Raw genomic sequence first — 26315 nt, 5'->3', positions numbered from 1 at the left:
CTTTCTTTTGACACAAAAAGCTAGGAATAATTTCCCAGCTTCTGTGTTTTATTTTATCTGACTAGCTTTCAAAGTGTCCAATCACTGTTTTGGCAGCTTGCTCGCCCATTTTATTTAATTGGTAAGATTTAAGTTTGTCTGCATTCGTAAAGACAGTAACGATTGTAGTTTCTTTGCCTTCAACCTTAACAGATTCTAAGTCCATCTCCGCCAGCAAACTCCCAGCTTCAACTGTTTGTCCTTCGGTGACATATAACTTGAAAGCCTCATTTTTCAATTCAACAGTGTTTAATCCCATGTGAACCAGTACTTCAACCCCTGCTTCTGTTTGTAAACCAATTGCGTGTTTCGTTGGAAAAATTGAAATGACTTTAGCTGCAACAGGTGAGTAAACTATGCCATCGGTTGGCTCCACTGCAAAGCCATCGCCCATCATTTTACCAGCAAAAACTGGATCATTGACTTTTTCAATTTCTATAACTTCACCCTTTGCAACGTTTAATAAATCTCCTTTAGAAGCCGAAACTATTGATGATTCAACTGTTTCCTCTGTTGCTATTTCAGCTGAGGTATAAGCCGACAAGTCGATACCTGAATCGAGCAAATCTTGAATATCTGATTTCAATACATCCGCTTTTGGACCGTAAACAGCTTGAACGCCCTTGTCTTTGACAAGTAGTCCCATGGCACCCAGTTGTTTCCATTGCTGTTCTTGGGCAACCAATGTGTTTTCTTTAACAGTAACACGTAGACGTGTCATACATGCATCTACATCAACAATATTTTCACTTCCGCCCAACAAAGCAATAATTGAAGCTGCTTGGCTATTAATTGCACCTGGTTCTGTAGTAGCTGCCGGTGTTCCAGCATCCACTTCGTAGTTTCCATTACGCCCCGGCGTTGCAAAATTAAATTTACGGATCATAAAGTTAGCTACAAAGTAAGCCAATACTCCAAATGCGATAACAACAATTATAAAGTAAATCAAATCTGGTCCTAGACCCGCTTTAACCGCCAACGGTGTACGTGTCAGCAATTCAATATTACCAAATGAGTGCAAGCGAAGCGGCAAGATATCCGCCATAGCGAAAGCTGCACCTTGAATCAAAGCGTAAACGATATACAGAGGAGTTGCTGCAAACATAAACATGAACTCAAGCGGTTCTGTTACTCCTGTCAAGAACACAGCTAGTGCTGCTGAAATATACATCGATTTATACGCATTACGTTTGTCAATGTCCACATTTTTGAACATCGCAAGAGACAGTCCCATCAAAATACCTGAAGCACCAATCATTTGACCAACTTTAAAGCGAGCTGGTACCCAACCGTTCATCACATATTCATATTGTGATGCATCAACACCACGTAAATTTACTAAGTCAGTTGCCCAGGCCAACCACAATGGATCTTGGCCAAATACTTGTGTTCCAGCTTGAGCACCAGAAAGAATGGTGTATGTTCCACCCAATTGTGTATAGTTAATTGGAATAGTCAACATATGGTGCAAGCCAAATGGTAGTAACAAACGTTCCAATGTTCCGTATAGGAAAGGCGCTAAAATCGGTGCCGTGTCTTGTGATTGCGCAATCCATAGACCAAAGTTGTTAATTCCAGCTTGAATGTATGGCCAAAATCCTGCCAATACGAGTGAAATAATTGTTGACCATAAAATAACTACAAATGGTACAAAGCGTTTACCATTGAAGAATGATAAGGCATCTGGTAATTTACGGAAATTGTAATATTTGTTATAAGCCATTGCCCCTACAAAACCAGCAATAATCCCTACGAAGACCCCCATATTAAGAGCTGGTGCTTCCAAAACACTGGTGAAGAATCCATTTACCATAATTTTCGTCCCAAATAAAGTATGCGTAAATGCTTCAGAATCATTTAACATATCACTTGTTACGCCAAAAACCGATCCAGTTATACGATTAATTAAAATAAATGCGATACCAGCTGCAAACGTACCGCCAGCACGTTCTTTAGCCCAACTCCCACCTATTGCTAAAGCAAAAAGTAAATGAAGGTTACCAATAACACCCCAACCAATGTTTTCGATAACGCTACCTATTGTCATCAATAAAGATAAATCTTGGTTAATGAGCGGCAATGTTTTACCGATACTAATCATTAATCCAGCTGCTGGCATAACAGCAATAACAACCATCAAGGCTTTTCCAAATTTTTGCCAAAATTCAAAATTAAATATTTTTTTCAAATTCTCTCCTCCTAAAAAATCCGGCAGGTGGCGCAACCGGTTTCGTTAAAATCATTATAAACTCTCTTTCAAACTTTGTAAACCCTTTATAAAAATTCTTTATATTCTTTTTTTTCTATATAAAAATAAGAAAATCATGTATAGGTTGACTACGCAATCGGTTGCGTTTATTATAAGAGCATATAAATCTTTAGGAGGAATAAAATGAACAACATGCAACGTCTATTCCAAGTTGATCCTTGGAAAGTATATACAAACACACTTGATCGAGAAAATATACGTTTACAAGAATCTCTCACAAGTATCGGTAATGGTTACATGGGCATGCGAGGAAACTTTGAAGAATCTTACTCAGGTGATCACCACTCCGGAACTTATTTAGCAGGGATTTGGTACCCAGACAAAACCCGTGTTGGCTGGTGGAAAAACGGTTATCCTGAATATTTTGGGAAAGTAATCAATGCTGTAAACTTCGCAGCTATGGACCTTTATATTAACAACCAAGCAATTGACTTGGCAAAAATGGATCCAGAAGAATTTTATCTAGAATTGGATATGCAAACAGGGATTTTAAACCGCTACTTCACTGTAACGGTTGATGGTGTGACCGTTCGTTTTAACTTCGAACGATTCTTGAGCATTACGAAAAAAGAAATCGGTGCTTTCCGCTTAACGGCCGAAACTTTAGCTGGAAATGGTATATTAAAAGTTGTTTCTAAGCTTGATGGGAATGTTCAGAACGAAGACAGCAACTATGGTGAAATGTTCTGGGAAGAAATCGCTCGTGGTTTTGAAAAAGAAAATGCTTATTTAACAATGCGCACGATTCCAAATCCATTTGGTGTCGATCAATTCACTGTCACTGCAGCTATGTCTAACCGTACAACCGGAAGCAGTGAACAAAAACAAACGGCTTTGGTAACAGAAGAAAGTTTTACTTTCGATTTAATTGCTGGACAAATAACGCAAGTTGATAAGTTCGTTGCGATTGTAACCAGCCGTGATATCGAAGAAGCTAAACAAGTTGCTGGTGCAATGGCTCTCTTGAATGGTTTGACTGAAAGTTATGAAGTATTGAAAAAAGCTCATGCTGATGCTTGGATGGAGCGCTGGAAATTAGCTGACGTTGTGATCGATGGTGACGTCGCGGCTCAGCAAGGAATCCGTTTCAATCTATTTCAATTATTCTCAACTTACTATGGTGAAGATGAGCGCTTAAACATTGGACCAAAAGGTTTCACTGGCGAAAAATATGGAGGCGCAACTTACTGGGATACAGAGGCCTACGCTGTACCACTTTACTTGGCTTTATCTGATCCAAGCGTTACTAAGAATCTACTGAAATACCGTTACAATCAGCTAGATGGTGCAATCCATAATGCTCGTCAACAAGGTCTGGCGGGTGCTTTGTATCCAATGGTGACCTTTACTGGTGTTGAGTGTCATAACGAGTGGGAAATTACCTTTATGGAAATTCATCGTAATGGTGCGATCCCTTACGCAATTTATAACTACACAAACTACACAGGTGATGACAGCTATCTGAAAAAAGAAGGTCTGGAAATCTTACTAGAAATTTCTCGTTTCTGGGCAGACCGCGTTCACTTCTCAAAACGAACCGGTAAATACATGTTGCACGGTGTCACAGGGCCAAACGAATATGAAAACAATGTAAACAACAACTGGTTTACTAATACAATTGCTGCCTGGGTATTACGTTACACAGCTGAAAATTACAGAAAATACGAGGCTGAAGCAACAATCAATATCTCAACCGAAGAATTAGCGAAATGGGAGGATATTGCTGAGAACATGTATTACCCAATCGATCCAGAAACAGGTGTATTCGTTCAACACGATACATTCTTGGATAAAGACTTGATGCCAGTGACTGACTTAAGTGCTGCTGACCTGCCGCTTAACCAAAATTGGTCATGGGACAAAATTTTACGTTCATGCTTCATTAAACAAGCAGACGTCTTGCAAGGTATTTACTACTTCGGTGACCAATATAGTAAAGAAGAAATTCGTAAAAACTTTGAATTCTACGAACCAATGACCGTTCATGAATCTTCTCTATCCCCTTCTATTCATGCTATTTTAGCGGCAGAATTAGGCATGGAAGACAAGGCCGTTGAAATGTACCAACGTACTGCTCGCCTTGACTTAGACAATTATAATAACGATACAGAAGACGGTCTGCATATTACTTCAATGACAGGAAGTTGGTTAGCGATTGTTCAAGGCTTTGCTCAAATGAAAACTTGGAACGAAACACTTTCATTTGCACCATTTGTACCAGCTTCATGGGATAGCTATGCTTTCCACATTAACTATCGCAGACGTTTACTATTGATTACTGCTGATAAAGAAACAGTTTCAATTGAATTGCTAGAAGGAAGCCCGTTGTCTCTTGACTTATATGGCAAAACGGTTAAATTGACAGATAAAATTTCTGTTGCTACAAGGAGGATATAAAGGATGTTTGAAGCGGTCTTATTTGACTTAGACGGTGTTATTACAGATACAGCTGAATACCATTATCAAGCCTGGAAAGCTTTAGCGGATAGATTAGATGTTGAGATTGACCGTACTTTTAATGAGAAACTAAAAGGAGTCAGCCGTGAAGATTCTTTACGCTTAATCCTAGAACATGGTGGACAAACAGAACTCTATAGCGAAGATGAATTCCATGCATTCGCAAAGGATAAAAATGATTTTTACGTTGAATCCATACAAGCTTTTTCAGCAGATGATATTTATCCTGGTATCCTCCCTTTACTAAATGATTTGAAAAAAAATAATATCAAAATCGCTCTTGCTTCAGCAAGCAAAAATGGTCCTTTCCTACTAGAAAGAATGGGATTAACAGATTATTTCGACGCAATCGCAGATCCCGCTGCTGTTAAAAAAGGCAAACCTGCTCCTGACTTATTTTTACTGGCTGCGGAAAAAATTGATGCTGAAATCGAAAACTGCCTTGGTATCGAAGATGCTCAGGCAGGCATCATCGCGATTCAATCAGCTGGTGCCCTTCCAATCGGGGTTGGCTCAGTAGAGGATTTAGGCGAAGGAATCTCACTGGTTTCAGATACAAGCAAGTTATCTTACGCTTATCTTATTGAAGAATGGCAGAAGACAAGAGCTTAATTTAGTAGTATGATGAGATAAAGCTTATGAAGGAGGTAAAAGATGTCGATTACGGTTAAAGATGTGGCTAAAAGAGCCGGTGTAGCAACTTCTACTGTATCTCGGGTCATTAATGACCACCACAGCATTTCGCCTGCCACTAAGAAAAGGGTACGCAAGGTTATGGAAGAAATGGGCTATGTTCCAAATAAAACCGCTCAAAACCTAGGTAAAGGCTCTGCTAACGCAATCGGTGTTATTCTTCCTCCTCTTGATTCAAAAGAGCGGCTAGGGAATCCCTTCTATCTTGAAATCATTGAAGCAATCAATGAAGAAGTTCACCAGCACGGCATGGCTACCGCCATTGCTTCAGCACGAAATTTTGAGAACTTGCTGCATAATGTGCAACAGATGCATTTGCAACGGCAAGTGGACGGTTTTGTTTTGCTCTACTCGGATCAATCAGACCCGATAATTGATTACTTAACGGCTAACCATATTTGTTTTACTCTTATCGGCCAGCCCTATCGCGAAGAAGATAAAATTTCCTATGTCGATAATGATAATCAACTCTTAGGAAAACACGCCACTGATTATCTAATCAAAAATGGCCACAAACTGATTTTATTTGTTACCAACACAACTAAAGAAATCTTGTATTTTGAACGTTACTTTGGCTATCAAAAGGCCCTCATGTTGGCTGGTCTTGAGACCTTTCCAGCTGTTAAATTACAGAATCCTGAAGATTATATGCGATTTGGGGATATTCTAACCGAAACACAAGCAACCGCAGTCGTTGTTATTGATGATATTTTTGCTTTACGTGTTTTGCAACTCGCGCAATTGCATAATTATAAGGTGCCTGACGATTTATCTATAATTAGTTTTAACAACTCTATTTTCGCAACCTTGATGCATCCTTATTTAACAAGTATCGATGTTGCCATTCAAGAGTTAGGCCGTCGAGGTATTCAATCTCTTATTGATCAACTAAAAAATCAAGATCAACAGACAACTGGCGTTCGAATCGTCATCCCACACGAACTAGTGGAAAGAGAAACTGTTCGAGATATTAACGGGAACCAGACATAGAAAGCAGAACTTATCATAACCCAAGCCTATAAGAAAAGCGGACAAGTCCGCCTTGGCCTATGAAAAAATAGGAAATTTGACCCTGAATTGTCAGGAGACTTCACGCTTCAGCGGGTTAGTCGAATGATATGCGTTAGCGAGCAGCGAAGCGCGCAATGGGGCAAATTTATCTTTTTTTCACTAGGTCAGGACTTGGAAGCTAGACATTGATGGCTGAACTTATAATCCCCTAGTCTATAAAAAAAGTCATCCCCAACTCCTTCATGGAAGTTGGGGATGACTTTTTTAGGTTCTATATTTTTTAGTGCAGGTAGATCATGCTCGTCCATTGCAAAAAAAACTCTTTTCAGGAATTTCCACCATAAATGATAGAGTCTTTGTTATTAGCGTTTGTTTAGTTCTTCGGCTAATAATTTGTTTACGATACCAGGGTTTGCTTGTCCCTTCGTTTGTTTCATTATTTGCCCTACCAAGAAACCTTTTGCACGGTCTTTACCAGCTTTAAAGTCGTCGATTGATTGTTGGTTGGCATCCAACACACCATTGATGATTGGTAATAATTGTGCAGGATCAGAAAGTTGAACCATTCCTTCTTTTTCAACAACCTCTTTTGCATCTCCGCCTTTTGTTGCTAAGAGACGGAATACTTTTTTCGCAATTTTCGAACTGATCGTTCCGTCTGCAATTAACTGAATCATTCCAGCAAGATTTTCAGGGGTCAGTTTTGTTTCTTCCAGTTCCATCTTTTCGCTATTCAAATAGGCAGAGACTTCTCCCATCAACCAGTTTGAAGCTTGTTTTGGATCTGCTCCTGCTTCAATAGTAGCTTCAAAGAAATCAGACATTTCTTTTGATAAAGTTAACACCATCGCGTCGTATTCTGGTAAATCATATTCTTCTGTGTAAACGCGACGACGATCTTTTGGCATGGATGGCAATTCTGATTGTACTTTGTCAATCCACTCTTGTGCGATTTCCAATTCAGGAAGATCCGGCTCAGGGAAGTAACGATAGTCACTAGAACCTTCTTTCACACGCATTAGAATTGTTTCGCCGGTTGTTTCGTCAAATCGACGTGTTTCTTGTTGAATAACTCCACCAGAATTTAATACTTTCGCTTGACGTTTTTCTTCATGCGCCAAACCACGACGCACAAAGCTGAATGAGTTCAAATTTTTCAACTCTGCTTTTGTACCAAATTCTTCCTGTCCGTATGGGCGAAGGGAAACATTCGCGTCACAACGCATAGAACCTTCTTCCATTTTTACATCAGAAACACCTGTATACATGACAATTTCACGTAATGCTTCTAAAAAAGCATATGCTTCTTCTGGAGAACGCATGTCTGCTTCAGAGACAATCTCAATCAATGGTGTTCCTTGGCGGTTCAAATCAACATATGAGTAACCATCCGAACCATGGGTATTTTTACCTGCATCTTCTTCTAAATGCACACGTTCAATGCGGATTTTTTTCTTTTTCCCTTCTACTTCAATTTCAATCCAACCATTGTAGCCGATTGGTGTATCTAATTGTGAGATTTGATAAGCTTTGGGATTATCGGGATAAAAATAGTTTTTACGGTCAAAATAGGTGTTACGGTTAATTTCACAATTCAATGCAAGAGCTGCTTTCATACCGAATTCTATAGCGCGTTCGTTAATCACCGGTAAAACACCAGGGTAACCCCAGTCAATCACATTTGTATTTGTGTTTGGTTCTGCCCCAAAATGTGCTGGAGATGGGGAGAACATTTTAGATTCAGTTTTTAATTCAACATGGACTTCCAGTCCGATAACTGTTTCATAATTCATCTCATTTTCCTCCTACAGATTTGGGTATTTTGTATGATAGTCATTTGCTTGTTCAAAAGCATATGCTGCTTGGTATAATTTTTCTTCTTCAAAATAGTTTCCAATCAATTGAATTCCAATTGGCATCCCATTCGCAGCAAAGCCGCCAGGAACTGAAATTGCAGGGAGGCCAGCCAAGTTCGTTGATACAGTCAACAAGTCAGCCATATACATTTCAAGTGGATTATCACTCTTTTCACCTAAACCATAAGCAGTTGTCGTTGTTGTAGGTCCTAAAATGAAATCATACTCGTTAAAGATACGTGCAAAGTCACGTTTAATCAACGTACGAATTTGTCCAGCTTTTTTAAAGTGAGCATCATAATAGCCAGCACTCAAAGAGAATGTTCCCAACATAATACGACGTTTTACTTCAAGTCCAAACCCTTCGGAACGGCTGTTTACATACAGCTCCTCTAACGTATTAGCATTTTCAGAACGATAACCATAACGCACGCCATCAAAACGTTGTAAGTTAGAAGAGGCTTCTGATGAAGCAATGATATAGTAAGCTGGAATTCCATAAGAAAGGGTCGGCAGAGTAACTTCTTCTATAATTGCTCCCATTTCCTCATATTGTTTTGCAGCTTTACGGACTGCTTCTTGAATTTCTGCTGAAACACCTTCTTGGAAGTATTCTTTTGGCAAAGCAACTTTCATTCCGGCAACCTTTCCGTTTAAGTTTGCACTAAATTTCGGTACTTCAAGTTTCACGCTTGTGGAATCTTTTTTATCATATCCACTGATTGCTTCTAATAACAAAGCATTATCTTTAACAGTACGGCTAAATGGACCGATTTGATCCAAACTGGATGCAAATGCAATTAATCCATAACGAGACACACGCCCATAGGTTGGTTTCATACCAACAATTCCATTAAAAGCTGCGGGCTGGCGGATTGAGCCGCCTGTATCTGTTCCCAATGACCCAAGGATTTCTCCTGAAGCAACTGCCGCTGCAGAACCGCCTGATGACCCTCCAGGTACTTTTGTCAGATCCCAAGGATTTTTTGTGGTCTTGAAGTAAGACGTTTCTGAAGAACCGCCCATAGCAAATTCATCCATGTTGAGTTTCCCAACATTTACTGCCCCTGCTTCTTTTAATTTTGAGACAACTGTTGCATCATAAATAGGAACGAAATCTTCTAAGATACGGCTTGCCGCTGTAGTGGTAAGACCATCTGTAACAATGTTATCTTTAATCCCTAGAGGAATTCCGTTCAAGATATTTTCTTCCGTATACCCTTTTGCATCAGCTGCTTCAGCTTGCTTCAATGCTTCTTCTTCGTTTAAAGATAGAAAAGCTTCTACTTTACTATCTGTTTCAGCGATTCTTTTGAAAGTCGCTTTTGTTAATTCTACAGAAGAAAATTCTTTTTTGATTAGTCCTTCATGCAGATTGCTGATTGTTTCGTCAAAAATGTTCATGCGCCTTCCTCCTCGCCATCTAAAATTGCTGGCACTTGAATCATGCCGTCTTCCGCCGTCTTCACATTTTTAAATAATAGTTCGCGATCTGTTCCTTCTTCTGCAACATCTTCGCGCATAATATTTTTTAAAGCATATCCGTGTGTAGTTACAGGAACATCTGTTGTATCCACTTTTTCTAATTGTTCTACCATATCGATAATATCGCTCAATTCTTTTGTGAATTGCGAGGTTTCTTCTGGTTGAAATTCTAACTTTGATAATCTCGCTACGTGGCGTACTTCTTCTTCAGTAATTGCCATTGGTTTCCCCTCTTTCTTTTAACTATATTAATACTCTTAACTACTCTGATATATTTTAGCATAAAAAGACGAAGCTTCTGCTTTAATCTTTCAGCTTTCTAGTCTCTAATCAAAAATATGGAAAGTAAATGTCTGGCTACTTTGCTCTTTGGCGAGAAAAGCCTCCATTCCATCAATCGATTCAATCTTTATTTCAATTTGAGCATTTTGCGGTAAGTACTGTGTCGCCGCATCCGTTATATGCTGAGTGAAAGCAATCATTTCCGTTTCACCGTAAAATTGGGTCATAATATCGATTTCCAAGGAAAGGAGCTGGCTGTTACGATAATTACCTATTCCAGTTACTCCACTTAGATTCGGAAAGAATTCTTGAATTTCATTTTTAAAATTCGCGAAATGAGAAGCATCTTCTGATTCTTCATCCGTAGGGAACAACACCTTGTGATCATTTCTTTCGTTCCATTCTTCCACTCTTCCGCCAGTGGTAGATAATCCTTCATGTGTATAAACTCCCCCTGCCAGGCTGTCTTGTTCGGATTGCACAAAAATCCCTACCACAATAGGTATTTCTTCTAGGCCAGATACAGCACGCAAGCGACTAACAATTTCATTCCCATATTCTTTCGCACGCTCAATCACATCTGCTCGGTCTAATGGTTGTTCATAATTATTAATAAGCTCTTCTTCGTTTTTAACACTATAATAATCCGTTTCATTCATTGCCAAGCCAATTGCGATTCCGCCTAATTCAAAACCTGTTTCGGTTTGTACCATATAGTTCTGTTCTAAAATCTGCGATAAATATATCGGTACGCGTTTACTTGGATCTGTTTCATTATTACCTTCAGGATTTAGACCGTTCGGATTGTCTTCTGATTTTCGACTAATCCATTCTAATGCAGTACTAGCATCAATCACTTGTCCTTCTTGGAAATAATATTGGTCGATTGGAAAGACATTTTTCGAAATGTCTAATAGTTCTGATTCAAAGTCTTTCATGTTTATACTTGAATTTAAATTTAGACTAACTCCCCTGTTTTGACTACTCTGATATTTTCCGTCCACGATAAGCGCGCGGTAATAGTCATTTGATAATTGGTTGGAGGTCGCTTGAACCGGAACAGTATCTTGTGTTGTTTGAGTCGTTGGAGACTCTTGCTCTTCTAATTGCGTACATCCTGATAGAATCAGGAAAGATGCAACAACAAATCCAGCTGTCCAGTTTCTTTTATTGATTTTCACTTGTTTCACTTCTTTCTAAATGCTTCAGCATTTCTTCTTCGCTCCATACTGGGACTCCAAGTGACTGTGCTTTTGTTAACTTGCTGCCTGCCTCATCGCCTGCAACCAACCAATCTGTATTTTTTGATACACTACCGGTTACTTTCCCCCCTAGATTCTGAATCATCTCGGTGGCTTCCTGACGGGTATAATGGTGTAACTTTCCAGTTAATACCACTGTTTTACCCTGCCAAATTGATGGTGTATCAACCTTTTCTGCTTTTCTTCTACCTTTGTAAGTTAAATTGACCCCGTTATTGCGGAAAGCTTCAATTAGTTCATGAACCTCTTCTAACGAGAAGAATGCAACAACACTCTCCGCAATAATCTCGCCAAAACCTTCGATCGATTCAATTTCTTCTTTGGTTGCATCCATTAACCGATCAATCGTTTCAAACTCTTCGGCAAGCATTCTCGCTGCTTTAGAACCTACATTTCGAATCCCGAGCCCGAAAACCAACCGTTCCAACGAGTTTTCTCTACTCGCATCGATAGCCGTTAAAATGTTGGTTGCCGATTTTTCTTTGATTTTATCTAGTTTCAAAAGATCATCCATCGTTAAAGTATACAAATCAGAGAGATCGTTCACCAATCCTTTTTCATACATTTGACTAACGACACGTACCCCTAATCCAGTAATGTTCATTGCATTTCTGGAAACAAAGTGTGACAATCCCTCTTTCATTTGAGCAGGACACTTTGGGTTCAAACAACGTAATGCTACTTCTTCTTCTAAATGAGCCAACTTGCTGTCACAGGCTGGACAAAATTCTGGTATCGCATAAGGTTGACTATCAGAGTGACGCTTTTCTAGAACTACATGAAGAATTTCTGGAATGATGTCACCTGCTTTGTGTATCACTACGGTATCACCGATTCGTACATCTTTTTCTTCTAATAAATCTACATTATGCAAACTTGCTCGCTGTACTGTAGAGCCGGCAATAAATACGGGATCCATGACCGCTGTGGGTGTTACAACTCCAGTTCTCCCAACCGTCCACTCAATATCGCGCAAAATGGTTTCTTTTTCTTCAGCGGGAAATTTATAAGCAATTGCCCAACGTGGAGCTTTTACTGTATAACCTATTTCTTCTTGAGTCGAAAAATCATCTACCTTGATTACGATGCCGTCAATATCATAAGTTAGTTCGGTTCTTTTTTCTGTCATTTCCTCGATAAAAGACCAGACATCTTCCATCGAAGTAAATATGCGGCGTTCAGGGTTCGTTCGCAAACCTATATCCGCTAATTTTTCTAACAACCGTGACTGAGAAGAAACATCTAAGTCATCAAAATTTGCTGCTCCGTATAAAAATATATTTAAATTTCTACTAGCAGTAACACTCGAATCTAACTGACGCAACGAGCCGGCTGCGGCGTTTCTTGGATTGGCAAAGATTTCTTGTCCCTTTTCATCTCGTTCCTCATTCAATTTTGCAAAAGAGGACTTCGGCATATAACACTCTCCGCGAACTTCAAAAGTATATGGCTGTTTTAAACGTAGAGGAATCGCTTTGACCGTGCGTAAATTCTGGGTAATATCTTCGCCAACTACTCCATCACCACGCGTCGCCCCCCGTTGGAAAACACCATTTTCATAGCGTAGCGATACGGCTAATCCATCTATTTTCAGCTCACATATATATTGAACGGAATCATCCGTTAACCTTTTAATACGTTGATCGAAATTTAATAAATCTTCTTTATTAAAAGCATTTCCTAAACTAAGCATAGGAACATCATGTTCAACTTTTTCAAAGCCAGGTAGAATTTTCCCACCGACTCGCTGGGTTGGTGACTCGCTTGTGATTAATTCTGGATAATCTGTTTCAATATCAACTAATTCTTGATATAACTGATCGTATTCATAATCCGAAATCGTTGGCTTATCTAAAACATAATAAGCATTACTGTGCCTTTGCAGTTCTTCACGTAATTCAGCTGCTCGTTCTTCAGCTTCCGCTAATATTATTTTTTTCATTATGATTAGCAAAGACAATCCGTCCTCTTTGTGCCATTCAGGATTGGGATTGTCTTTTTCCTCCTAATCTATCTATTTATTCTTTATATTTTTTCAATAGGAGCAAACGACGCAAGAAGTCTTTTAATACCAATCTCTTTAAAAGCAATGTCTAATTGCAGACCATCGCCCTCTCCAGTTGTTTGGACAACTACCCCAGTTCCCCACTTCTTATGGCTCGCCTTATCTCCCACGCTCCAAGTCATTTTATCCGCACCAGTGTTCCCCGTTTGATTTACCTGCTGCACATCCTTCGGCTTTGGTTGGGCTTCGCTGAATGCTCGTTCGTAACGATCATTTTTCCACCTCTGACGATAGGTATTTCCAGAAGACTGTGAGGAAACAAAAGATTGTGGCGTTGACTGGTTCAGATATTGCACACCATCGCTGCCTATCTCTTCAATGAAACGAGACGGAGGATTATTCTGCGTGCGGCCATATAACATACGACTATAGGCATTCGTCAAATACAACTGCTCTTCTGCGCGTGTAATTCCTACGTATGCCAAACGGCGTTCTTCTTCCATTTCTTGTTCTTCCATAAGCGAACGGAAAGATGGAAAAATGCCCTCTTCTACTCCGATAATGAATACTACTGGAAATTCAAGACCTTTTGCAGCATGGAGGGTCATTAACGTCACTTCTTCTTGTGGGTTCTCCTCTACTTGGTCTAGATCAGAAACCAATGCCAAATCCGTTAGAAAAGTGATTAAATCACTCTCTTCTTGTACTTTCTCAAACTCTTGGGTTACAGATAAAAATTCATTGATGTTATCAATTCTTGTTTCTGATTCCAGCGTATTTTCTTCTTTTAACCTGTCAATATAACCGGTATGTTTTAGGAGCTCTTCTACTAATTCCGTTACAGAAACGTATTCAGCCATTTTTTGCAAGTCCGTTAACATCTGCGCAAATTTCGCTGTTTCTTTTGCAGCTTTGCCTGACAAAGGCGATAGCTGTACATTTTTCGCTGCTTCTAAATAAGAGTAATTGTATTCATCAGCAAATAAGTACAGTTTTTCTAAGCTGGCTGCTCCAATCCCTCGTTTTGGCACATTGATAATTCGATTAAAACTTAAGTCATCTACTGGATTAGCAATCAGACGTAAATATGCCATGACGTCCTTAATTTCTTTTCGATCATAGAATTTGTGTCCGCCGACCATTTTATAGCGAATATTTGACTTTAACAAAGTATCTTCAATTACACGTGATTGTGCGTTTGTTCGGTACAAAACAGCAAAGTCCCCATATTTACGATTTTTTTCTTTTACTTGCTCCAACATGGTTGAAATAATAAAACGTGCCTCGTCATGTTCAGATTGTGCTCGATAATAATGGATGTCTTCGCCATCATCATTATCTGTCCAAAGCATTTTTTCGCGACGATTATCATTATTTTTAATGACATTATTTGCAGCTTGAAGAATATTTTTTGTTGAACGGTAATTTTGTTCAAGTAGTACCACTTTTGCTTTTGGATAGTCTTTTTCAAAGTTTAGAATATTACTCATGTCAGCACCACGCCAGCCATAAATACTTTGATCGGCGTCCCCTACCACACAGATATTTTGCAGCTTTTGAGCAAGCATATTTACTAAACGATATTGTGCGTAGTTCGTATCTTGGTACTCATCTACATGAATATATTGGAACTTGTTTTGATAGTATGCCAGTGTCTCTGGATTTTTCTCAAAAAGACGCACAGTTATCATGATGAGATCATCGAAGTCCATTGATTGTGCGTTTTCCAAAGCTCGCTGATACGCTTGATAACATTCTGCAACGATATTATCAAAATAGCTCCCTGTCATATCTGCATATTCTTTTGGTGTCAACAATTCATTTTTTGCATTGGATATTTTCCCTAAAATTGCCCGTGGTTCAAATTTTTTCGAATCGAGATTTTTATCTTTTACAATTCGTTTCATTAAAGTTTCCGTTTCACTTTGATCACAAATGGTGAAATTTTTGCTATAGCCAATTTTCTCTGCTTCACGACGTAAGATTCGTACACACATGGAATGGAAAGTGGATACCCACATGTCATTTCCAGCTGGTCCTACGAGTCGAATCACCCGTTCTTTCATTTCATTCGCGGCTTTATTTGTAAAAGTGATGGCGAGAATGTTCCAAGGATTTACCCATTTTTCTTGAAGTAAATAAGCCATTCGATGAGTCAGGACACGTGTTTTTCCACTACCAGCTCCTGCCATAATCAACAATGGACCTTCTGTAGCCACTACAGCTTCTTTTTGTCTTGGGTTCATCCCGTTCAATAGTTTCGGTTCTTGCACGATGGCCATCCTTTCTATAATAGCTATTCTTTATTCGGTGTATGCATCATGCTCTAGTCTATCATTTTACAGCTTCATCGGCAATGAAACGACTAAAATTTCCTTAAGGTTTTCATTTTTCTCTGTGCCGCAAAAACACAAAAACCCCAGCTAATAAATTAGCTGGAGTTGCTCATGGTTATTGTGGGAAACCATTGAAGGGTTTGGGATACTTATAATATAACTTACCTTCATTGATTAACCGTTAAAAGAATGTAAAATGTTTGTAAAGTTTTATTTCCATTTCCCTTTTCTATCAAATTCCTCTAAATTAGGCGAAAAGAGAGTAATATGTCCCACTGATTTATTTTCAGATTTTATTTGTTGGGAATCTAAATGTAATTTCCATTCAGGATGCAGAATAATATTGTCTAGAACTGTTTCTACCTCTCCAGGATAAATATAGTGGACAGCAACGGGCTTAAATAGTTCTATTTCTGGAATTGGTAAGTTACAAATTGCGCGGATAAATGCTTCATATTGAGAAATATTACATGCATCCAATGTATAGTCATTCGATTCTTGCGGGTTCACAGCAATCCTCTTTACATAAATCATTCCTAAAGAGGTTATGAATAGTTCAATTGTAACAAGACCAATTAATTGGATTGCTTCCATAATGACTTGGTTCATTGAATGAAGTGCATGATTCACTTCTTCTACAATTCGGGCTGGCGCAGCTGCTTTCTGGAGGATTCCATCTGAGACAACTTTTTCTACTATTGGAAAAGTTGTTATTTCTCCTTCTGAGTCAATCGCTGATGTAATAGAAAGTTCTTTATCAAAAGAAACCCACGACTCCACCAAAAGTGTCCCCGTCTCCAACATTTTTTTAGCTTTGGAGAAGTCCTCATCGCTATATAAAATTGCGTTTGGTATTTGGTCTTCTTCTACACGTATAGGTTTTAATACACAGGGAAACCCTATGCTCCCTACTGCTTCCTTTAAGTCTTCCAATGACGTAATGATTGCATATGGCATCACATTCACATTTAATGATTCTAGAAAAACTTTTTCAATGAGACGGTCTTGTGTAACGGAAAGCATATCTGATAATTGAGGAATTTCAATGTAGGATTGGATAGATTCTAGAACTTCCATTTCCATCAAAGCAGATTCAAATATTAAAACTGCTGACTTCTGGGCTAAGTCCATTAAACGATTTGAATCAGTCGCTGAACCTTCTATTACCCAGTCGGCTACTTTTGCTGCAGGATCATTTTTATCGTTTGTTAATACAGCTGTTAGGTATCCTAATCTTTTCGCTTCTAAAATTAGCAGACGAGCCGTGTTTCCACCGCCGATTATTCCAATTGTCTGTCCTGGTAGTATTGTCTTTGTCATTTACTCTTATCACCTCAATTACCGTTGGAAATTCATTACTATTAGTCGTATTTATACAATTCGTATTCTTCAATCACTTGAATGAGTTTTTCTGGATAATCTGGATCTGTTGCGTAGCCCGCTTGATGGATCGCTCGAGCAGCTTCTTGATAGGTAGGTGCTTCAATAACTGAATGATAAAGTTCGTTATTCCAAGTCGTTCCATCCACCATCAAGAGTGCATGATCTTCAATCGATGCTGCATAACTCTCATATACTTTAAAATTGGCAAAGATGGTAATCCATTCACCTTCCGAGAATTCTTGTGTCTCCAGTGCAACAACGTCCGCTCCATCGCCGCCTTTTACCCCATATAGATTATTATACTGAGCAGCTAGGTCACTTGTTCCCCAATCTGATTCTAAAATCGCTTGAGCAATACTTAAACTAGCTCTGACTCCATATCTTTCCTGCATGGCTTGAGCGATTGGAGCGATTGTTTCGATAAAACTTCCATGACTTTCTATTTCAGCTTCTGAATTTTCTTGATTGTTAAAAGTAGAACGGTAGCTTGTAGTCAAAGCTTGGCCAGCCATGTATAAAATCAGCACTCCAAAAAGAATCTGTACCATTTTTTTTGTGACAGCTTGGATTTTATGTTTTGTTCTTTTTTTTAATTTCTTTTTGGCCATCTTTTCCTCCTAGAACTTTACCCTTTATATAAGAAAAGCGAACAAGTCCGCCTTGGTCTATGAAAAAATAGGAAATTTGGCCCCGATGAGCAGCAAAGCGCGCAATGGGGCAAATTTATCTTTTTTTCACTAGGTCAGGACTTGGTAGCTAGACACAGAAAAGCGAACAAGTCCGCCTTGACCTATGAAAAAATAGGAAATTTGACCCTGAATGAGCAGCGAAGCGCGCAATGGGGCAAATTTATCTTTTTTTCACTAGGTCAGGACTTGGTAGCTAGACACAGAAAAGCGAACAAGTCCGCCTTGGTCTATGAAAAATTACTCTGTTAGATTATTAATTTGGTGTTGGATTTCTTCATTTTTTTGTAAGAGTTCTATATATTCTTCCAAAGTGAGGTCATGTTCATCCATATATAATGCATTCTCGATACCAACATATCGAAAATGCCATGATTCGTATTCAATAAAAGTAATTGCTTCTTTTCCTCTGGGATAACGTAAGATAAATCCGTAGTTGGCTGCATTTTCTCGGAGCCATTTTCCTTCTGCAGTGTCCTCGAATTCTTCTACTAACCCAGATTCTTCTTGATAATATAAATCAGGTTCTGTAATGTCTACGGCCAGTCCTGTAGAATGCTCGCTTGCATTCGGCAACGCAATATACTCTTCTGTTTTTTTGATTGCTTCTTCCTCAGATAAACCTTGATTGATATAAGTTTGGTAAACAGAATTATAATTGCTTTGCTGACGTTCAATGGAACGGTATCCTGAAACCAGGATAAATTCAAGCCCTAAAGCTCTTCCATCTGCTATCATACTTTCATATGCCTCGGCAATCCTTTCATCAATTATGATGCCATTTTCAGTGTAATACGGGGTGAAGGCAGGATTTTCAGCAAGTTGATTTTCTCGATTAACCAAAATCAATTCCCAATCTGCTAACTGGACATCCGGTGTTTCAACGATTTTACTTTTTAAACGTTCTTCTTCCGTTAGAGAAGACACTTCCTCTTCTGAACCAGATGAGTGAGATTCTTCTTCTAATGTTTCCACAATTGCATTGGATTCTCCGCTCGTTGGTTCTGAACCTTGTTCTTCGTTATTTTCTCTATCATTTTGGCAGGAATGCAAAGTGATAATTCCTATTGTCAGTGCAAACAATGTAGTAAAAATTTGATATCTTTTTCGATTTTTACGTCGATGCTTTCCAGCCATTTTTCATTCCCTCTTCTAATTCTGTTTCCTTTTATTGATGTAGCGTGTGAATACTATCTGGATCATTCTCTACAATCCATTCAAGTAAATCAACTTTTTGAGTTTCGATTTGCTGACGAATAACAGTTGGCAGTCGTAAGTCGATAATATCTTTGTAACTCCAAAAATCATAACTTGTCTCTAATCTTAGTGCTGTAACGGATGGTTTGCGAATTGGCTGATCAGGATTTGTTTCCTCAACATTTTTCCATTTTACATTGGCAATTCCAGTAGTCAACCATTTTTTTGCAATTTGATACTTTAAAAATTGATATTCACGAACTGGGTCTTCAGCAACTTCCGGTAAGATGTCTGCATTACGAGATACTTTTTGGACAAGCATCCATTCATAGTCAGAAAATAACTTTGCGACAATTTGCATATTATCAGGTTTTAAACCGTGTTCTCCTTTTTTCCAACGATCCCAACTTTGTGAGGAAATACCTAATTGTCCAGTATAAAATGCTTTTTCACTCACGTACTGTTCTTTAATTGCATGTAAAACAAGAGCTATCAGTGCTTGATTCAATCGAAACGCCTCCTCAAACTATAGATACAGCTATTATAACACCTACTACGTGTAAGCCACACTATAAACACATAATTCTTACAAAAAAATTAGGAAAGTCCAAACTTTAAAAAAATTATCTAATTTCCACTCTGAATAAACCACCGGACAACGGTTCTCCGTCTTCCTTGGCCGTGGTAACATAGAGATAATTTTTATTGATCCCGCCTAAACAACAAGAGGTAATATTTGAAACCGGCATGGGTATTTCTAGTATTTTATCTCCTGTTGCCGGATTCCACTTACAAACCTTTTTTCCTCCGTACTCCGCTACCCAAATTTTTCCATCTACATCTACGCACATGCCGTCTGGCACACCGCCATCTTTTATCTCAATTACAGTTTGTTCATTCGAAACTTCTGCTGTATCTAAATCGTAATCATACTGCTTTATTTTTCTAGTAGGGGTGTCGATATGGTAAAATGTTCGGCCATTTTTTGACCAATCCAATCCATTTGATAAGGTCAAACCAGTTAATAATTCTTTGTACTCTTCTCCTTCAATAACAAAGAGACTCGCTGCGCCATCAATTATTTCTTCGTATCCCATTGTACCAATTAAAAAACGCCCTCTAGGATCCAGTTTTCCATCATTATAACGAAGTCTTTCGTTTTTGCTGGGTTGGGTTAAAAATGTTCTCTCTTTGGTTTCTAAGTCTATAGAGTAAATCCCGCTTTTCTCAGCGGAGAGAATCTTTCCTTTTTTGTCTAAGACTGCTGCGCCAACCGGTCCACTCGTTGGGTATGAGTGTATCTCTTTTGTTTCGTCATTTAAACAGTAAATCATATTGTCTGTTATGGAAACGAAATACAATAAATTATTCTCGTCATCCCAATGCGGCCCTTCTAATAAAGTATTCTCAGCATAATAAATGAGTTCTGGTTTTAAATCATTGTACATATTATTCAATCCTTTCTCGTTTCTTGTTCTACTTATACTATATCCATTTTGCCTCTCTTATCCAATTAAGTCACTTTATAACATTCCTTGGGATAAATCTGCTAGATACTCAAGAGAAGATTGATAACTTATGATCTCGGCACTTCAAAAGAATCCTTGCCTTTCAGGGGTTCAGCACTAAAAAATATAAAGAGAAAAGAAGGGGCTGGGAAAAAACTCCCAGCCTCTTTCCTATACCCGAATAATGTAGCGTAAATGTGCTCAAAAAAGCAGCCCCGACGTCCACTTCACGAATCATGCTCAGATGGTCTGCAACCATCTTGCGCTTATTCGCTCCAGTGATTCGGGGCTGAACGCCTTTTTTCCCACTCTCCTCTTTTCTCTTATTCTATATTCGATGGTTCCTTATACAGAATCGAACCAACTTCATATCCTTTTTCTTCCAAGCTTGATTTAATTTTCTCAACGTCATTGCTGTCTACTTGAATGATTACTTGAATCATCCCTGTCTTTCTATATACAGCTACTTGTTGGATACTCATTTCTGATTCGTAAAAGAAGTTCGTTACTTCTTCCAGAACGCCTTTACGATCTTCATGAATGTTAATCACTACCCTTACACCTGGTGTATAGAAACCAAGCACATCAATAAATGCATCGAAAATATCTTTTTCTGTGATAATCCCAACCAGCTGACTATCGTTTTCTACAACTGGTAACACCCCAATATCATTTTGACGCATCTTAATAGCTGCTTCTTCTAATAATGCCTCTTTATGAATAGTTATGACTTTTTTCTCCATAATATCACTTACGGCCGTTTTATTAAGCAAATAATTTACTTCATGCATGTCTAAACTCGTCATGGTCGAAGGAGTGTTACGGCTGATAACACCTTCCGTAATTAATCCAATCATCTGACCGCCTTCCACTACTGGCAAACGATGAATATTATGCTCCTTCATTAAATCCAAAGCGTCTAAAATTTTGGTATTTGGAGCAATTGTAATTAACTCTTTTGACATATAGCTATTTACGTCCATTCATTACCCTCCTAGATATGCTTTTTGAACTTCATCACTCTTCAACAAGTTTTTACCTGTATCGCTTAATACTATTTTACCAGTTTCGAGCACGTATCCGCGAGTAGCAATTTCTAACGCTACTTTCGCATTTTGCTCAATTAACAAGATAGTTGTTCCTTGCTTTTGAATATCTTGAATAATACGGAAAATTTCTTTAATGAAAATCGGCGCAAGTCCCATAGAAGGTTCGTCCAATAACAGTAATTTTGGTTTAGACATCAACGCACGCCCCATTGCCAACATCTGTTGCTCGCCGCCAGAAAGTGTAGACGCATCTTGATTTTTTCGTTCAGCCAAGATAGGGAAACGTTCAAAAACTTGTTCCAAATCTTCTTTTATACCTTCTTTTCCTTTACGGGTAAAGCTGCCTAAATCTAAGTTTTCTTGGACCGTCAAGCCTTTGAATACATGACGGCCTTCTGGAACTTGAATGAGCCTTTGTTCTACAATTTTCCGTGATGGTGTTTTTGTTATATCTTTATCCAGATACTCGATCGCTCCGGAAGTAGAACGTACTAATCCAGAAATTGTCCGTAAAATGGTTGATTTTCCGGCACCATTCGCTCCAATCAGCGATACAATTTCTCCTTCGTTTACTTCAAAGGAGACATCCTTTACTGCTTGAATCATGCCGTATTGAACAGATAAATTAGTTACTTTCAGCATCTGTTAGTCTCCTCCTAAGTAAGCTTTAATAACAGCTGGATTTTTTTGAATTTCTTCTGGTGTTCCTTGAGCTATCAAACGCCCGTATTCCAAACAATAAATCCGTTCGCACACATTCATAACCAGTGACATATCATGCTCAATTAAAACTACCGTGATTTTAAATTGCTGCTGAATCTGACGAATTAACTGTGTTAATTCAGCTGTTTCTTGTGGATTCATCCCAGCAGCAGGTTCATCTAAAAAGAGGATTTTCGGTTGTGTCGCTAAAGCACGAACAATCTCCAAGCGACGTTGTTCGCCATATGGTAAGTTACGAGCTAATGTTTCCAATTTTCCATCTAATCGAAAAATCCTAAGCAATTCAATTGCTTCTTTTCTTAACTCTTCTTCATTTTGATAAAATTTCGGTGTTCGTAAGATACTATGGAATGTTCCCACTCCTTTTTTACTGTGAAAAGCAATCAAAACATTATCCATCACGGACAAATCTTTAAAAAGGCGAATATTCTGAAATGTACGAGCCAACCCTAAATCGGTAATTTTGAATGGTTTTTTTCCATTCAGTTTTGTTTTTTCACCATTTGTTTCTAAAATGATATCTCCTTCAGAAGGGACGTATACACCTGTAAGAAGGTTAAAAAATGTCGTTTTGCCAGCACCGTTCGGACCGATAAGACCGACTAATTCGTTTTCCTCTAGACGGAAATCAACATTCGAAAGAGCTGCAAGACCACCAAAGTTTTTTGTTAGATCTGTTACTTCTAATAGACTCATTCTCCCGCCTCCTTATCAGTTGCCGTTTGGCGTTTTTTTCTATTCAGTAATCCAGACATAGTAAATTCTCTCGTTCCCAGTAATCCGCCGGGACGAAACACCATAATCGCAATCAATGCCAATGCATAAATAATCATCCGCATCTCTCCAAACGATTGCAGAGATGTATTTAAAATCCCCAATACGACAGCAGCTACAAATGTACCTGTAACACTACCAATCCCGCCGAATACCACAATAATCAAAACATCAACAGAACGTTGGAATGTAAAATCACTTGGATTAATAACACTAAAGAATGAACCATACAAAGACCCTGCAACACTTGCTGTAGCAGCACCAATCATAAATGCAATTACTTTGTATAAAGTCGTATTGACTCCCATTGACTCTGCAGCAATCTCATCTTCACGAATCGAAATCGTTGCACGCCCCGGGCTGCTCTTTATGAAATTCACCGTGACAATCGTAGAAATGACTAATATTACAAAAGTAGTCATGATAAAACTTGTATTTGATGAAAAAGGAAATGAAATACCAGTAATTCCACGTGCTCCATTAGTAATGTCAGGGATGTTGATGATAATAATTCGAATAATCTCTGAAACTCCCAAGGTTGCAATCGCTAAATAATCACCTTTCAGACGTAAAGTGGGAATTCCTACGATCAAAGCAACAACCATCGCTATAATCACACCCACCAGGAGTCCTAAAAGGAAACCGGCAATTCCGTCGACTTTATCGCCTACAATCGCTCCACTATAAGCACCAATTGCCATAAAACCAGCGTGCCCCAGTGAAAATTGTCCTGAAAAACCAATAACCAAGTTCAAGCCAACTGCTAAAATAATGTTAATCAGAATGGTCATTAATGTGATCTGGTGAAAAGCAGAAATCGTTCTTGTGCTGACACCAATATATAAAAGCACACCTGCAACTGCCGTGAGGATAAGCCAACCAAGGTTATTTTTATTAAATTGTTTCACCTGACTTCACCTACACTTTCTCTTTTGTGTTCTTGCCAAAGATTCCGGATGGTTTAACGATTAGGATAATAATCAGAATCAAGTAAACAACCGCATCTTTATACATCGAACCGCCATATGCGCTAACTATTGTTTCAATAAGTCCAATCAAGTAGCCGCCAACCATTGCACCTGGGACGATACCAATTCCACCAAATACAGCTGCAACGAATGCCTTCAGTCCTGGCGTTACGCCCATGAGCGGATTAATCGAGTTATAGTAAATCCCTACTAATACACCTGCCGCACCCGCTAAAGCAGAACCTAGAATAAAGGTAAAAGAAATGACATTGTCAACGTTGATTCCCATTAATTGAGCAGCATCCATATCAGTACTAACCGCACGCATGGCTTTTCCCATTTTTGTATATTTGATGATGACCTGTAGAGCAACCATCAAAAAGATTGTTGTGAGAATAATCATAATTTGTTGATTATTAATTGATACTCCTCCAAAACGGAATACCTTATTTTCCAGCGCAGTAGGAAATGCCCTACTTTCTGCTCCCATGAAATAAATCATCAAGTTTTGCAGCAAATACGAAACACCAATTGCTGTAATCAATGTTGCTATTCTAGTAGCTCCTCGTAGTGGTTTATAGGCAATTTTTTCAATAACTACCCCTAAGATTGCACAAAACAACATAGATAGAACAAGTGCTGGAATTAAACCAAGACCTACATTACGAATCAGGCCATATCCGACATAAGCACCAACCATATAAATCTCTCCGTGGGCGAAGTTAATCAACTTGATGATTCCGTATACCATCGTATACCCTAGTGCGATCAGCGCATAGATGCTTCCCAGTGAGACTCCATTTATCATCTGCTGGATAAAGCTTTCCATATGTACACCTCTTTACTTTCAAATTTTATATACGTATTTCCCCAACAAAAGGAGGCTGAGACAGATGTCCTAGCCTCCTTTCGAAAAGCATTAACAATAATAATTTTTTCTTTGTAATTATTTATTATGGTTCTACAATTGTGTTCGCTACTTCAACGCCACCTTGCAACTCAATAACAAATGTATTCTTAATTGGGTTATGGTTCTCATCTAAGGAGAATGTCCCTGTAATTCCTTCAAAACCAGTAATCGTTGGAAGTGCATCTGTTACAGCTTGAGGATCAGTAGATCCTGCTACTTCCATCGCTTCAAACAGAAGGTTTGCTGCGTCATATGCAAGTGCTGCAAACGAGTCTGCCGCTGTTCCGTACTTTTCTTCGTATTGCGCTAGGAATTCTTGCACTTTTGGTTCTTCACTGTTTGGAGTAAAGTGTCCTGTGTAATAAACATTATTTACGTTTTGTTCACCAGCAAGTTCAACCAAGATTGAGTTTGCAAAACCATCCGGTCCAAGAATTGGTTGTTCAATTCCCATTTCACGTGCTTGTTTGATCACCAAACCAGCTTCTTCATAGTAACCTGGGATAAAAATAACATCAAAATCTTCATTACGGATATTTGTCAAAATTGCTTGGAAGTCCGTTTGTCCAGTAGTAAAGTTCTCTTCCTTAACGATATCTCCTGTAAAGACATCTTTAAAGGCTTCTGCTAAACCTACACCATAATCAGTAGAGTTATCTACGATAATTACCGCTTTTGTAGCTTCTAGGTTATTTTGAGCAAAGTTCGCCAATACTTCTCCTTGGAATGAATCTTGGAAACATACACGGAAGATATACTCCCATACTGTTTCACCGTCCATTGTTACATCATCACCAGTCGCAGCTGGTAAAATTGCCGGTACGCCTGCTCTTGTTACAGCAGGTGTTTGTGCGTTTGCATCACCTGTGGTTGCAGGTCCGATAATCGCTGATACATTGTCTTCTGTTGCTAAACGCGTCGCAACACTGGCTGCTTCTTGAGGTTCGGATTTGTTGTCATAACTTTTATAACTTACATCTTCTCCCAATACTCCGCCTGCTTCATTTATATTTTCAACCGCCAATTTCACTCCTTGATCCATTGGGGTACCGTAAGCACTCGCTCCACCAGACAATTCAAAGTTTCCACCAATAACTGCGCCTTCACCTGCTCCACCGTTACTTGAATCAGTTTCTGCACCATTTCCACAGGCAGCCAACAATGCTACCGACGCTAGACCCAACCAAAATTTTTTCTTCATAAATATTCCCTCCATGTTTCAACGCAGTTGAATCTTGCAGTTGACTATTATTTGTAAAATTAGGAGTTTCGTTATGTTCTCCTTAATTTTTAATGTTCATAGTATAGAATATTCTGACAATTTAAGCAACCTGTTTTTGAATATTTCCTTTCTTTCCTCAAAAAAAGCCTATTTGGAGTCGTTTTTTTCGCTGTAATGGTTTTATTCATTAATTTATTATA

Annotated in this window: 21 protein-coding genes; 3 read left to right on the top strand and 18 right to left on the bottom strand. The window is 38.7% G+C overall.

All coding sequences use genetic code 11. The annotated features are described in order from the left end of the window. Positions 1–61 precede the first annotated feature (61 nt). Positions 62–2227 (bottom strand): PTS transporter subunit IIBC, encoded by a 2166-nt coding sequence (locus EJN90_RS08380; RefSeq protein WP_126110264.1) that lies wholly within the window; start codon positions 2225–2227, stop codon positions 62–64. A 204-nt stretch (positions 2228–2431) separates the two neighbouring features. Between EJN90_RS08380 and EJN90_RS08375 the strand changes: the two genes are divergently transcribed. The 3 genes from EJN90_RS08375 to EJN90_RS08365 are packed head-to-tail and all read left to right on the top strand — an operon-like array spanning position 2432 to position 6448. Further along, positions 2432–4705: a glycoside hydrolase family 65 protein gene (locus EJN90_RS08375; RefSeq protein WP_126110261.1), complete on the top strand. Its 2274-nt coding sequence runs from the start codon at positions 2432–2434 to the stop codon at positions 4703–4705. A gap of 3 nt (positions 4706–4708) precedes the next feature. Continuing rightward, positions 4709–5377: a beta-phosphoglucomutase gene (gene pgmB, locus EJN90_RS08370; RefSeq protein ID WP_126110259.1), complete on the top strand. Its 669-nt coding sequence runs from the start codon at positions 4709–4711 to the stop codon at positions 5375–5377. Positions 5378–5419: 42 nt separating this feature from the next. Next, the gene (locus EJN90_RS08365) at positions 5420–6448 is read left to right on the top strand and encodes a LacI family DNA-binding transcriptional regulator (protein ID WP_126110257.1); all 1029 of its coding nucleotides are present in this window, start codon (positions 5420–5422) and stop codon (positions 6446–6448) included. A 383-nt stretch (positions 6449–6831) separates the two neighbouring features. On the opposite strand, the gene gatB is transcribed toward EJN90_RS08365, so the two are convergent. The 17 genes from gatB to EJN90_RS08280 form a co-directional block, all read right to left on the bottom strand. Further along, the gene (gene gatB / locus EJN90_RS08360; RefSeq protein WP_126110255.1) at positions 6832–8262 is read right to left on the bottom strand and encodes an Asp-tRNA(Asn)/Glu-tRNA(Gln) amidotransferase subunit GatB; all 1431 of its coding nucleotides are present in this window, start codon (positions 8260–8262) and stop codon (positions 6832–6834) included. A 12-nt stretch (positions 8263–8274) separates the two neighbouring features. After that, entirely contained in the window at positions 8275–9729 is a 1455-nt protein-coding gene (gene gatA, locus EJN90_RS08355) for an Asp-tRNA(Asn)/Glu-tRNA(Gln) amidotransferase subunit GatA (RefSeq protein ID WP_126110253.1), read from the bottom strand. After that, complete coding sequence (gene gatC, locus EJN90_RS08350; RefSeq protein ID WP_126110251.1) at positions 9726–10031, bottom strand: Asp-tRNA(Asn)/Glu-tRNA(Gln) amidotransferase subunit GatC; 306 nt, start codon at positions 10029–10031, stop codon at positions 9726–9728. Before gatC ends, gatA begins: the two co-directional genes overlap by 4 nt. Before the next feature lie 105 nt (positions 10032–10136). Further along, positions 10137–11273 carry a CamS family sex pheromone protein gene (locus tag EJN90_RS08345; RefSeq protein ID WP_164544044.1) on the bottom strand — a complete coding sequence of 379 codons (1137 nt, stop codon included), beginning with the start codon at positions 11271–11273 and terminating at the stop codon, positions 10137–10139. Next, positions 11260–13296: an NAD-dependent DNA ligase LigA gene (gene ligA, locus EJN90_RS08340; protein ID WP_126112384.1), complete on the bottom strand. Its 2037-nt coding sequence runs from the start codon at positions 13294–13296 to the stop codon at positions 11260–11262. The genes EJN90_RS08345 and ligA overlap by 14 nt, the downstream gene beginning before the upstream one ends. Before the next feature lie 83 nt (positions 13297–13379). Further along, positions 13380–15635: a DNA helicase PcrA gene (gene pcrA, locus EJN90_RS08335; protein WP_407657536.1), complete on the bottom strand. Its 2256-nt coding sequence runs from the start codon at positions 15633–15635 to the stop codon at positions 13380–13382. A 270-nt stretch (positions 15636–15905) separates the two neighbouring features. Then, complete coding sequence (locus tag EJN90_RS08330; protein WP_126110246.1) at positions 15906–17015, bottom strand: ATP-grasp domain-containing protein; 1110 nt, start codon at positions 17013–17015, stop codon at positions 15906–15908. 41 nt (positions 17016–17056) lie between these two features. Continuing rightward, the gene (locus EJN90_RS08325) at positions 17057–17686 is read right to left on the bottom strand and encodes a glycoside hydrolase family 73 protein (protein ID WP_126110244.1); all 630 of its coding nucleotides are present in this window, start codon (positions 17684–17686) and stop codon (positions 17057–17059) included. 318 nt (positions 17687–18004) lie between these two features. Next, on the bottom strand, positions 18005–18901 hold the full coding sequence (locus tag EJN90_RS08320; protein ID WP_126110242.1) for a M15 family metallopeptidase: 897 nt from the start codon (positions 18899–18901) through the stop codon (positions 18005–18007). Positions 18902–18932: 31 nt separating this feature from the next. Beyond that, the gene (locus EJN90_RS08315) at positions 18933–19469 is read right to left on the bottom strand and encodes a hypothetical protein (RefSeq protein ID WP_126110240.1); all 537 of its coding nucleotides are present in this window, start codon (positions 19467–19469) and stop codon (positions 18933–18935) included. A gap of 115 nt (positions 19470–19584) precedes the next feature. Beyond that, complete coding sequence (locus EJN90_RS08310; RefSeq protein ID WP_126110238.1) at positions 19585–20409, bottom strand: SMP-30/gluconolactonase/LRE family protein; 825 nt, start codon at positions 20407–20409, stop codon at positions 19585–19587. 383 nt (positions 20410–20792) lie between these two features. Next, positions 20793–21452, bottom strand: a complete 660-nt coding sequence (locus tag EJN90_RS08305) for a CBS and ACT domain-containing protein (RefSeq protein WP_126110236.1) — start codon at positions 21450–21452, stop codon at positions 20793–20795. Positions 21453–21455: 3 nt separating this feature from the next. Continuing rightward, positions 21456–22160: an ABC transporter ATP-binding protein gene (locus EJN90_RS08300; protein WP_126110234.1), complete on the bottom strand. Its 705-nt coding sequence runs from the start codon at positions 22158–22160 to the stop codon at positions 21456–21458. Between the two features lie 3 nt (positions 22161–22163). After that, positions 22164–22937 (bottom strand): ABC transporter ATP-binding protein, encoded by a 774-nt coding sequence (locus EJN90_RS08295; RefSeq protein ID WP_126110232.1) that lies wholly within the window; start codon positions 22935–22937, stop codon positions 22164–22166. Beyond that, positions 22934–23923: a branched-chain amino acid ABC transporter permease gene (locus EJN90_RS08290; protein ID WP_126110230.1), complete on the bottom strand. Its 990-nt coding sequence runs from the start codon at positions 23921–23923 to the stop codon at positions 22934–22936. The genes EJN90_RS08295 and EJN90_RS08290 overlap by 4 nt, the downstream gene beginning before the upstream one ends. A gap of 10 nt (positions 23924–23933) precedes the next feature. After that, on the bottom strand, positions 23934–24812 hold the full coding sequence (locus tag EJN90_RS08285) for a branched-chain amino acid ABC transporter permease (RefSeq protein ID WP_126110228.1): 879 nt from the start codon (positions 24810–24812) through the stop codon (positions 23934–23936). Between the two features lie 124 nt (positions 24813–24936). Continuing rightward, the gene (locus EJN90_RS08280; RefSeq protein ID WP_126110226.1) at positions 24937–26094 is read right to left on the bottom strand and encodes an ABC transporter substrate-binding protein; all 1158 of its coding nucleotides are present in this window, start codon (positions 26092–26094) and stop codon (positions 24937–24939) included. Between the last annotated feature and the right edge of the window lie 221 nt (positions 26095–26315).

The organism is Jeotgalibaca ciconiae (assembly GCF_003955755.1).
Taxonomy (GTDB): Bacteria; Bacillota; Bacilli; order Lactobacillales; family Aerococcaceae; genus Jeotgalibaca; species Jeotgalibaca ciconiae.
The sequence above is the reverse complement of the archived record's forward strand: the minus strand, read 5'-3'. Positions and strand labels throughout refer to the sequence as shown.

What these genes read in the sequence shown, in the direction of transcription:
- EJN90_RS08310 (WP_126110238.1), bottom strand. Translation starts at nt 20,409, where the DNA reads ATGTACAATGATTTAAAACCAGAACTCATTTATTATGCTGAGAATACT.
- EJN90_RS08330 (WP_126110246.1), bottom strand. Translation starts at nt 17,015, where the DNA reads ATGACAAAGACAATACTACCAGGACAGACAATTGGAATAATCGGCGGT.
- EJN90_RS08300 (WP_126110234.1), bottom strand. Translation starts at nt 22,160, where the DNA reads ATGCTGAAAGTAACTAATTTATCTGTTCAATACGGCATGATTCAAGCA.
- EJN90_RS08305 (WP_126110236.1), bottom strand. Translation starts at nt 21,452, where the DNA reads ATGGACGTAAATAGCTATATGTCAAAAGAGTTAATTACAATTGCTCCA.
- EJN90_RS08280 (WP_126110226.1), bottom strand. Translation starts at nt 26,094, where the DNA reads ATGAAGAAAAAATTTTGGTTGGGTCTAGCGTCGGTAGCATTGTTGGCT.
- EJN90_RS08325 (WP_126110244.1), bottom strand. Translation starts at nt 17,686, where the DNA reads ATGGCCAAAAAGAAATTAAAAAAAAGAACAAAACATAAAATCCAAGCT.
- EJN90_RS08285 (WP_126110228.1), bottom strand. Translation starts at nt 24,812, where the DNA reads ATGGAAAGCTTTATCCAGCAGATGATAAATGGAGTCTCACTGGGAAGC.
- EJN90_RS08375 (WP_126110261.1), top strand. Translation starts at nt 2,432, where the DNA reads ATGAACAACATGCAACGTCTATTCCAAGTTGATCCTTGGAAAGTATAT.
- gatA (WP_126110253.1), bottom strand. Translation starts at nt 9,729, where the DNA reads ATGAACATTTTTGACGAAACAATCAGCAATCTGCATGAAGGACTAATC.
- gatC (WP_126110251.1), bottom strand. Translation starts at nt 10,031, where the DNA reads ATGGCAATTACTGAAGAAGAAGTACGCCACGTAGCGAGATTATCAAAG.
- ligA (WP_126112384.1), bottom strand. Translation starts at nt 13,296, where the DNA reads ATGAAAAAAATAATATTAGCGGAAGCTGAAGAACGAGCAGCTGAATTA.
- gatB (WP_126110255.1), bottom strand. Translation starts at nt 8,262, where the DNA reads ATGAATTATGAAACAGTTATCGGACTGGAAGTCCATGTTGAATTAAAA.
- pgmB (WP_126110259.1), top strand. Translation starts at nt 4,709, where the DNA reads ATGTTTGAAGCGGTCTTATTTGACTTAGACGGTGTTATTACAGATACA.
- EJN90_RS08320 (WP_126110242.1), bottom strand. Translation starts at nt 18,901, where the DNA reads ATGGCTGGAAAGCATCGACGTAAAAATCGAAAAAGATATCAAATTTTT.
- EJN90_RS08295 (WP_126110232.1), bottom strand. Translation starts at nt 22,937, where the DNA reads ATGAGTCTATTAGAAGTAACAGATCTAACAAAAAACTTTGGTGGTCTT.
- EJN90_RS08365 (WP_126110257.1), top strand. Translation starts at nt 5,420, where the DNA reads ATGTCGATTACGGTTAAAGATGTGGCTAAAAGAGCCGGTGTAGCAACT.